The sequence below is a fragment of the Flavobacterium orientale genome, from assembly GCF_014638005.1.
GTDB lineage: Bacteria > Bacteroidota > Bacteroidia > Flavobacteriales > Flavobacteriaceae > Flavobacterium > Flavobacterium orientale.
This window is the reverse complement of record NZ_BMFG01000019.1, coordinates 1-9,748: the sequence shown is the minus strand read 5'-3', so window position 1 is coordinate 9,748 and position 9,748 is coordinate 1. Positions and strand designations below refer to the sequence as shown.

The 9,748-nt window shown below is 39.2% G+C and carries 4 protein-coding genes; 3 read left to right on the top strand and 1 reads right to left on the bottom strand.

Annotated elements, in window-relative coordinates:
• Positions 1–326, top strand: a 326-nt coding sequence (locus tag IEV15_RS14330) for a T9SS type A sorting domain-containing protein (protein ID WP_188363231.1), incomplete at its 5' end; no start/stop codon positions are given.
• Between the two features lie 186 nt (positions 327–512).
• Here the strand turns inward: IEV15_RS14330 and IEV15_RS14325 are convergent.
• Entirely contained in the window at positions 513–1,514 is a 1,002-nt protein-coding gene (locus IEV15_RS14325; RefSeq protein ID WP_188363230.1) for a DUF3592 domain-containing protein, read from the bottom strand.
• Positions 1,515–1,836: 322 nt separating this feature from the next.
• On the opposite strand from IEV15_RS14325, the gene IEV15_RS14320 reads away from it, so the two are divergent.
• Together IEV15_RS14320 and IEV15_RS14315 are read left to right on the top strand one after the other, a co-directional pair.
• The gene (locus IEV15_RS14320; RefSeq protein WP_188363229.1) at positions 1,837–5,745 is read left to right on the top strand and encodes a hybrid sensor histidine kinase/response regulator transcription factor; all 3,909 of its coding nucleotides are present in this window, start codon (positions 1,837–1,839) and stop codon (positions 5,743–5,745) included.
• Between the two features lie 141 nt (positions 5,746–5,886).
• A partial coding sequence (locus tag IEV15_RS14315; RefSeq protein WP_188363228.1) for a hypothetical protein occupies positions 5,887–9,748 on the top strand: 3,862 nt, incomplete at its 3' end.

The window sequence follows — 9,748 nt, the reverse complement described above, 5'->3', positions numbered from 1 at the left end:
TCACAGTTCCTGGAGGAACACCTGAGCCAACGCCTGTTGATTTCACACGTGATGCTGTTTCGGACAGTCCACTTGCTAATGAATTTACGGCAATAGCCTATCCGAATCCGTTCAACGACAGTTTCAACTTAGATATCAAAGGAAACCATACAGCACCGGTGCAAGTAACGGTTTATGATATGATGGGACGTTTGTTGGAGAACAACACGATTACCGTTGACCAAGCTAATAATACGAACATTGGAGCCAACTACCCGACAGGTGTTTACAACGTGGTTGTGACACAAGGAGAGGAAACGAGAATGATTCGAGTTGTGAAGCAGTAACTGGGATGCTGAGATGCTGAGATGCTGAAACAAGTTCAGCATGACAGAAGTCAGATAGTAGTGCGACAGTAGTGCACAGCAATATAGATTAGACCTTCGAGAAATCGGGGGTCTTTCTTTTTGGGGCAAGAGGCAAGAGGCAAGAGGCAAGAGGTGAACGGAGGTGAAAGGATAAAATTTTCAGACTTATTTTGTACGCAATTTTCTTTTTTGGTAACTAATAATCAGTATTCCCATTACAACTAAAAATAGACCAAAAAGATAACTCCCTTGATTGAATGTTTCATGACTCATGAGCATAGCTTGAGAAGGATTATCCGGGTTAATCAGGAGCAGGAGTTCTTCGTTACGTGCGTAATGTGCCAAGGAAAGTTGGATTTCATACTGATACGGGACTTCTTCCCAATAATAGGTTATCGTATAGCGATCTTTCTTTTCGGTGTTTTGTGTTGCCCCTCGGAATACTTCAGTTACTATTCCTTTTGTTTTAACGCCCTTTTCCGTTAAAAGTGTACTAGTTTGTGTCCTGTCATATTTGTAATAGACCATGCCTAAACCTATCATAATAAGGAGCACCGCACTAGCTATAGCTAACCATGGCGGAGCCTCTTTTAGTTCTTGTGCATTGGATTTTTTTACACTATTTTCAGCTTGCTGTTCCACGGATGCTATAAACGCTGTTTTTTTTGGAATTGCGTCAGTGTTTGTTTGACGGATAGGATTGATTTCAGTTGTCGTATTGCCTTTAAATAGCGTTGCAGATTTTTTTAAAAGTCTGTAAGCCACAAAGGAAATGCTGCTTAAAAACAAGAAAAAAATATAAAAATAAAATGTACTTGTGCTTTCTTCTATCGTAAATTGTGGCTGGTCGGGGTTAATGATTACCTTCAACGGTGCTCCTTCAATGAACTCCTTATCCGTGTTGATTTTATAAGTTATCGTGTCACGATACACTTTGTCCTTGTATTGATACGAAACTATAGGAGTTTGGCTTTTATTTTCTCGAGCGTCCATAAAGACTTCTTCGTTTTGTATGAACCCAACTATTTCGGCATCTAGGGAAACCGTACTTGAATACGAAGTGATAGTGGTCCAAATACCCCATACAAAAAACTCCAGAAAAACAAACGCCAAGCAACCACATCCCTTAGCCATCGGTTGTGTTATTTTTGAAGTAGCTGTAGTCATATTTCGTTTGTTATTTTAGATTTAGTATCTTTTTCTTTATCATGAACTGATGGTTTTCTATCATTAAAAAAATCGGAAAATTGAATGACACCAAATGCTTATAAAGTAGTGTTTTCAAAGGTTCAAAATAAAAACTACTTACACTATCGCTCTTGTAACAAATACTATAACAGCGGTACCATTTTGAAGATCTTGTACATGAGATTGATGAATACCTTTTTATAGGAACAAAAAATAAAGCCCTATAGATTACTGATTTTTTTTTTGTAACCTGCTGTTATGTAGTACTTTTTTTGTAAATTAGACATTGTTTTATAATTACATGACAAGACTTTTACAACTACTCTTTTTATTTTTTTATTTTGGGGCGTTAAGTCAATCGACTATTTCTTTTAGGCAATTGTCGGTTGTTGATGGATTGTCCCAAAACAGTGCTGTATCTGTTGCACAAGATGTTGAAGGTTTTTTGTGGATTGCGACTCAGGATGGATTAAACCGATATGATGGCAACGACTTTAAAGTTTTTCCTTTACAATTTGAAGACATAACCAAACCAAACTACAGTTATCTGGGTAAAGTCTATTGTTTTGCTGACAGTAGTGTTTGGGCACTACCTTCCGATCGGAATTTATACCGTTTTGACAGAGCTACAGCTACTTTTCAAAAGAGCGATTTAGATTTTAGTCTATCCGCTTTTTTAGTAGATAATCAAGCTACTTTATGGTATGGTACCCATGCCTCCGGTTTGTTTTATCAAGGGAGTAAAGACAAGGCTCCAAAACGATTTACATTGCCAGACGCCGACGATGCTACACTCTTCGACTTGAAACAATCCAAGAGCAAAAAAGTTGTTTTGGCGGGCTCCGGTATAGTAGGTGAGGTGTCTTCAATCTCCCAAACCTTTACGTCCTATTTAAAAGAAGCGACTTCAATAAATTACAGTTCAATCACAGAAGATAATTCCGGATTGTTATGGATTGGGTCCTATGGAGCAGGGCTTTGGGTGAAAACACCGAATCAGCCTCATATACAGCCTTTTTCTGCCATCTTTCCTAAATTATCTTTGCCCGCCTCGCTGAATGTTCAAGCCATTTATGCGGATTCTAAAAATCGGCTTTGGGTGGCCACTTATGGCGATGGTTTGTACCTGATAGCTCCGGACAGAAAAACCCTAACGCATTTCAAACATCAAAAAAGAGATTCCAGAACCATTCATTATGATGATGTTTTGAGTGTTTTTGAAGATTATTCCGGAACACTTTGGTTTGGTACCGATGGGGGCGGACTGAGTTATTATGATTCTTTTTTGGAAAAATTCACCCCTTATTTAAATGCTCAAACGCCGGAAAACGTTTCTATTGATGTGGTTCGGGCGATTGCCAAAGATGCGGCAAATTTTCTATGGATAGGCACCAGTGGAAAAGGCTTGACTCGCTATGACCTCACTCAGGCAACATGGAAAACATTTACAACCACCAATTTACCCGGTTTGCAATCCAATCGAATTATGAGTTTGTTTTCACATAAATCCGGGGATTTGTGGGTGGGTACTCAGGAAGGTGGTTTGCATATCTTTGATTCCAACGGTCGGGTTTCTTCGCTCTTACAAGAAACAGGAGCAGGGCCGCATACTATTTGGCAAATTTTTCAAGACCAAAAAGCCCGATTGTGGTTAGCCACCCGTGATATGGGATTAGTATTAGTAGACGAAAAAGGACGTTTGTTGCGTTCCTATGATTTTGCTACAGCAACCGAAACAGGTTCCAAACTGTCTATTCGAACCGTTCGTGAAGGTGGCGGTTATTTGTGGTTGGGAACGGATTACAATGGCCTTATCCGTTTTCATCCTGAAACCGGACGTAGCCGATTTTATAAATCAGGCCCTTTAGAACATTCCCTCTCTTCCAATCAAATCAAATCCTTATATTATGAAAAGGATAAAAATTTATTATGGATTGGCACAAACGGAAGAGGATTGGATGTGTTGGATGTTGCTACCCAACGGTTTTATAATTTTTCTGAAAAAGACGGACTTGCCAATGGGGTCATTTATGGTATTTTATCCGACTCCAACCCTAATTTGTGGTTGAGTTCCAACAAAGGAATTACTAAGTTCTATCTTCCCAATGGATTTGATTCAAAACCCAATGTTGTCAATTTTTCCAATTATGACGGTTTGGCTACAGAATTTAATACCGGTGCTTATTACCAAGCTACAAACGGCGAATTGTATTTTGGAAGTTTAGAAGGTTTTTATGCCTTCAAACCGGAATTTATTCAAAGCAATACGGTAGTACCCAAAACAAAAATCACAAAAGTGGATGTGTTTAATGCACCTCTCGATATATCCGAAGCGGTTCGTTTATCCCATAAAGAAAATACATTAACCTTTTACTTTGCAGCATTGCAGTTTTCTTTACCCGAAAAAAATCAATACAAATACCGGCTTTTGCCCTTGGATGAAAAATGGAACAGCTCCGGCAACATACCTTTTGCCCGTTATACCAATTTACCTCCCGGTAACTACACCTTTGAAGTAGTTGGGGCAAATTATGACGGCTATTGGGGCACATCAAGTGATACCTTTCATTTTACGATTGCACAACCTTGGTATGCCAATACAGTTTCTTTTGTGGTATATGCCTTTTTGTTTTTATTGTTTTTATATTGGTTGTACTTGTACTTTATGGCACAACTTAATTATAAAATAAAACAAGATGAAGCAGAACAGTTGAAAACGATCAATGCTTATAAAACCAAATTGTTTTCCGACTTGTCTCATGAAATTCGGACACCTTTAACGCTCATGGCTATTCCTTTGCAGCAACAAATGACCAATCCGAACCTTCCCATTGAAGTGAAAAATGAGTTGGTTACGGTTTCCAAAAATAAAGACCGTATTATTACTTTGGTTGACCAACTTCACGATTTGACGCAAGTAGAATTAGGCACCATAGCCTTGCGGGTTAGTGAAGGCGATTTGTATTTGATGGTTTCCTCTTTGGTGCATTCCTTTGCTTATGTAGCCCATGAAAAACAAATAGCCTTACAATCCAAACTTTCGATTCAGGAAAGAGCTTGGTTTAGTGAGGATGTATTGTTAAAAATTCTTACCAACCTACTTTCTAATGCCGTTAAGTTTTGTCCTTCCGGAGGAGTGATTCTCTTTGAAGCTACCTTAACTTCATCAAAACAATTGGAAGTAACAGTACAAAACGATATTGCGAAGCCTATTGAAAAACCCGACCAATTGTTTGATCGATTTTACAGAGAACAAAAAACGATAGAGGGTTCGGGTATTGGTTTGTCTTTGGCTAAAGAATTGGTAGAATTGCACAAAGGAACTCTGGTATTTTATGCCAAACAAAAGTATAAAGCAGTATTTAAATTGACACTTCCTTTAGCTCAAGAACACTATGCTAACGATGAAATAGCACCCGGTAAACCTGTTAATGAATCGACATCACAACCTTCTGTCAAGCCAACCGCTTCCCTTCTTATTGTTGAAGATCATGAAGACCTCAGAGCCGCTTTAGTGACTTTATTTCAAGCCAATTATTTGCTTTATGAAGCTACCAACGGCTTAGATGCTCTGGAAATCGCAAAAAAAGAATTGCCTGATTTGGTTATTTCAGACGTTATGATGCCCAAAATGGACGGTTTGGCGTTGTGTCAGGCTTTAAAAACTTCTGAATTCACTTCACATATTCCGGTTTTGCTTTTGACCGCAAAAGCAGATGAGGAAGCAGAGCGTACAGGTATTTCCGAAGGAGCAGATGCCTATATTAAAAAACCATTTCATGTGGAGTTACTACAATTGAAAGTTGAAAAATTAATTGAAAGTAGGCAATTGCTCCGCGAAAAATACAAACATGCGGTTACTTTTACTCCTTCAGAATTAGCCGTTTCTACCACAGAAATGAAGTTTATGGAAAAACTTCAAACCGTGGTGGATGATCATATAAAGGATTGCTCTTTTGATATTACCCAATTTTGTGATTTTATGGGAATGAGTCGCATGCAATTGCACCGCAAACTTAAAGCGGTAACCGGACAATCTACCGGTGATTTTATAAAATCAAATCGATTAAAAATCGCCGATGCTTTACTGCTGAAAACCGATTTACAAATTGCCGAGGTGGCTTATCTTTCCGGGTTTAATTCGGCTTCTTATTTTATTAAATCGTTTAAAGAACAGTTTGGGGTTACGCCAACTGAGCGGAGGGGTTAACCCTCTAACCCTCTCCGGGTTTAAAACCCTGAAAGGGTTAGAGAGGGTTAAATGTTACACCAGTGCTATCATCTGTTACCATTGTTTTATTTAAGTAGTTAACGATGCATTTACTTTACATTAAATTTTAAAAAAAGTGTTATGAATCGTTTACTACTCCTGATTGTTCTGGTTTTTTCCGGAACCATTTTTTCACAAGCCCCCACAACAGCCACTACTGCAGTCACCTTTAACAGCATTCAAGGTGATCGTGCCGGATTAAGTATTTCAAAAGGAAATGGGAGTTCTCGCCTTATCGTGGCGAGAAAAGATTTTCCGGTAAATTTTGTCCCCATTGAGGGAACCTCCTATTTGGCCAGTACTGTTTTTGGAAACGGTCAAGAAGTTGCATTGGGCGAATATGTGTTTTATTCCGGAGCAGGAACCAGTACAACGCTTACTAATTTATTACCGGGCTCTACCTATCATATTGCTGTTTTCGAGTTTAATGGTTCGGGTCTTACCAGTTCCTATTTGGTGAGTCCTTATTATGCAGGCAGTTTTACCACTTTGTCTGCTCCAACGGTGCAAGCCACCAACGCTCAGGTTTCTAATTTGAGTTCAAACACTTTAACTTTGTCTTGGACACCGGGTAATGGCGGATATTCTATTGTGTTGGCCAAAGAAGCGTCTTCCGTAAACGCAAATCCGGTTGACCTTGTTTCTTATCAAGCAAATACTACTTTTTATCAACAGATTAACGGTGCTTCTCAAATAGGAGTAGGTAATTTTGTTATGTACAAAGGAACCGGAAGTTCTATAAGTATAACCAATTTGACACCCGGTATTAGTTATCATTTTATGGTTGTCACTTATAATGGAACAACAGGTCCAGTCTATTTGACCACCAATCCTACCACAACATCCGCTCAAACTTTATTATACCCCACGCAATCGGCCACAGCTATTTCTTTTAATTCCATTGAAGGCGACCGTTTGAGTATGAGCTGGACAAATGGTAACGGTACTGGTAGGGTAGTTGTAGTTAGAGCCCATGAACCAGTATCTGAATTTCCTCAAGACGGGGTTACCTATACTCCAAACACCAACTTTACCTTAGCACCGGATTTAGGTAATGGGAACAAAGTGATGTATAGTTATTTTGGTAATAATTTTGTTGTCAATGGATTAACTAGTGGTACTACGTATTATTTTGCTGTTTTTGAATATGCAGGTTCCGAATCTAACCGTTATTATAATGTGACTAATTATGCTACTGGTTTTTCAGGGCCTGTTGTAGCACCCCAACAGAATGTAGCCGCCATTGTAGTGACAAATGTGACCGCTTATGGGGCCACATTAACGTTAAATCCCGGAAATGGCAATGGGCGGTTTGTTGTCTTGCGACCCAATGAGTCTACCACCTATGAACCCATCAATTTAAACAGTTACTACGCTAACAATAGTCCAAATTTGTCAAATACTTATGGGAATGTGGCTGAAGGGCATAAGGTGATTTATAAAGGAACAGGTTCCACCATAACGATAACTAATGCTCAACCTAATACTACCTATTATATCGCCGCTTTTGAATTTAATGGTAGTAACTATCCGATTTATCAAAAAGACAATCCTGCACTCATTTCTTTTACAACACCCTTACCACCCGCTCCTACAGTAGCAACAACCAATTTGAATTTTACTTCTGTGGAAGGGAACTCCTTTCGGATTCAATGGACAAATGGGAACGGTTTAAGACGAATAGCACTAATGAGTCAGCAAGCACCTATAGCCTCTTTACCACAAAATGGAGTTCAATATACTGCCCATTCGAACTTTATGCAAGCTACTGAAATAGCTCCGGGAGAAAAAATAATTTATGATGGTAACGCTTCAAGTGTAGAAGTTTCAGGGTTAGAAATCGGTACTACTTATTATGTTCGATTATTTGAATACAATGGTACTGAATCACTTACCAATTACCTCACTACTTCCAGTTTGAGTGGATCAGGGTCAACTGCTTCCGCTCCATCAATTCAGGCAACTTCTGTTTATGTTCAACAAGTAAATCAACAGGAACTTCGTGTGTATTGGACTAATGGAAACGGAAATCGTAAATTGGTCATAGGTAGAGCAGAAGAACCTGTTGATGCGGTGCCTCAAAATCTTACCTCTTATAACTCAAGTAGTTATTTTGGAAGTGGGACACAAGTTGCTCCCGGGCAACGTTCCGTTTATTATTACAATGGTGCGGCTTTGGGGCAAGAATCTTATACTACCGTATATTCTGTCAGTCCCGGTACTACTTATCATTTTAAAGTTTTTGAGTGCAATGGTGTTAATGCACCTGTATATGCTACCACAAATCCGGGAACAGCAAGTTATTTTATCGGATATGAGCCACTAACCCCTAGTACTAATGTTTTTACTCAAAGTCATGACGGTGGTGGGATGACTGTTTATATTGGAAATAGAGGAGGAGGCCAACGACGCATAATTGTTGCTCGTGAAGGTAGTCCTGTTACTGTTTTTCCAACAGATGGTGAAACATACACTTCAAACGCTAATTTTACTTTAGGACAGGACTTGGGAGATAGTCATAAAGTCATTTATGACGGAACTGGGTATTTTGTTCATGCAACCGGTATGGAGCATTCTAAAACCTATCATTTTGCCGTTATTGAGTATGGTGGAACTGGAGCTACTGCCGATTATTTAATCGATAATTACGCTAGTACTTCAGGCACTACTTTATCTCCACCAACTCTTCAGTCTTCGGTACTGAGTTTCAATGCTATCACTTCAGTGAGTGCAAACGTTTCATGGACAAATGGTAACGGTTCCAATCGAATGGTAGTTGCACGAAAAGATGCTCAAGTTAATGCCGTTCCTCAAGATTATACCAATTACAACTACAATCAATACTTTGGATATGCGGGCCACTTGGGAGATGGGAATTATGTAGTATATAAAGGTAATGCAACCAATATCACGCTACAAAACCTAACATCCGGCACTACTTATTATACGAATGTGTATGAGTTTAACGGTAGTAGTACTCCGGTTTATTTGGGGCCTCCCATTTCCGGAAGTTTTACCACATTAGGTCCGCCACAAATACAGGCTTCACAGCTTACTTTTTCGGATATCCTTGCTACTTCATTACGTATTTCTTGTGGTGCAGGAAGTGGTCAAAAGCGTTTGATTCTCGTAAAAGAGGGTAGTCCTATTATTGCTGCTCCTTCTGAGCATACCTCATATACTGCCAATAGTTTTTTTGGTTCCGGAACTTCAATTGGAGATGCTACCTATGCTGTTTATAATGGATTTGACAGTGAAGTGGTGGTTACCGGTTTAACTCCCGGTTTGACTTATTATGTTGCGGTGTACGAGTTTAATGCATTTACCGGTGGTATCATTAATTACTTAACACCAACCACTGCTCTCGGTTCTTTTACTACTTCAACTGATTTATGCTTGGAAATCAATTGTCCACCAGGTACTGCTTGTGAACAAGGAGGGTGTTATCCTATAGTTTATGTAGTTTCCGGTGTGGTTAGAGATGCTGATACCAATGCTGTTTTGTCGGGAGTTACACTTTCGAGCTCTCTCAATTCTACTGTAACAGATGCACAAGGTTACTATGCCATCGAGTTGGTTTATGGCGATATTTTAACTTTGTCAAAAGCCGATTATTTAGATTTAGTAAGTGAGCCATTTTTTGAGTCACTACCTAATTTTGATTTTTTACTTACTTCGGTGTGTAGCTTCGTCAATTGTCCACCGGGTACTGCTTGTGAACAAGGGGGGTGTTTTCCTATTGCTTATACCGTATCAGGGGTTGTTAGAGATTTGGCAACTAATGAACCTTTAGCGGGTGTTGTTGTTGCTGAAGGACTTAGTACTGTTATTACTGATTCTTTTGGAGCTTACAGTATAGTAGTGGGTTATGGTAGTATTTTGACATTTGCTGTTTCTGATTATACTACTTTCAGCTCGGAACCTATCTTTGAAAATTTGCCTT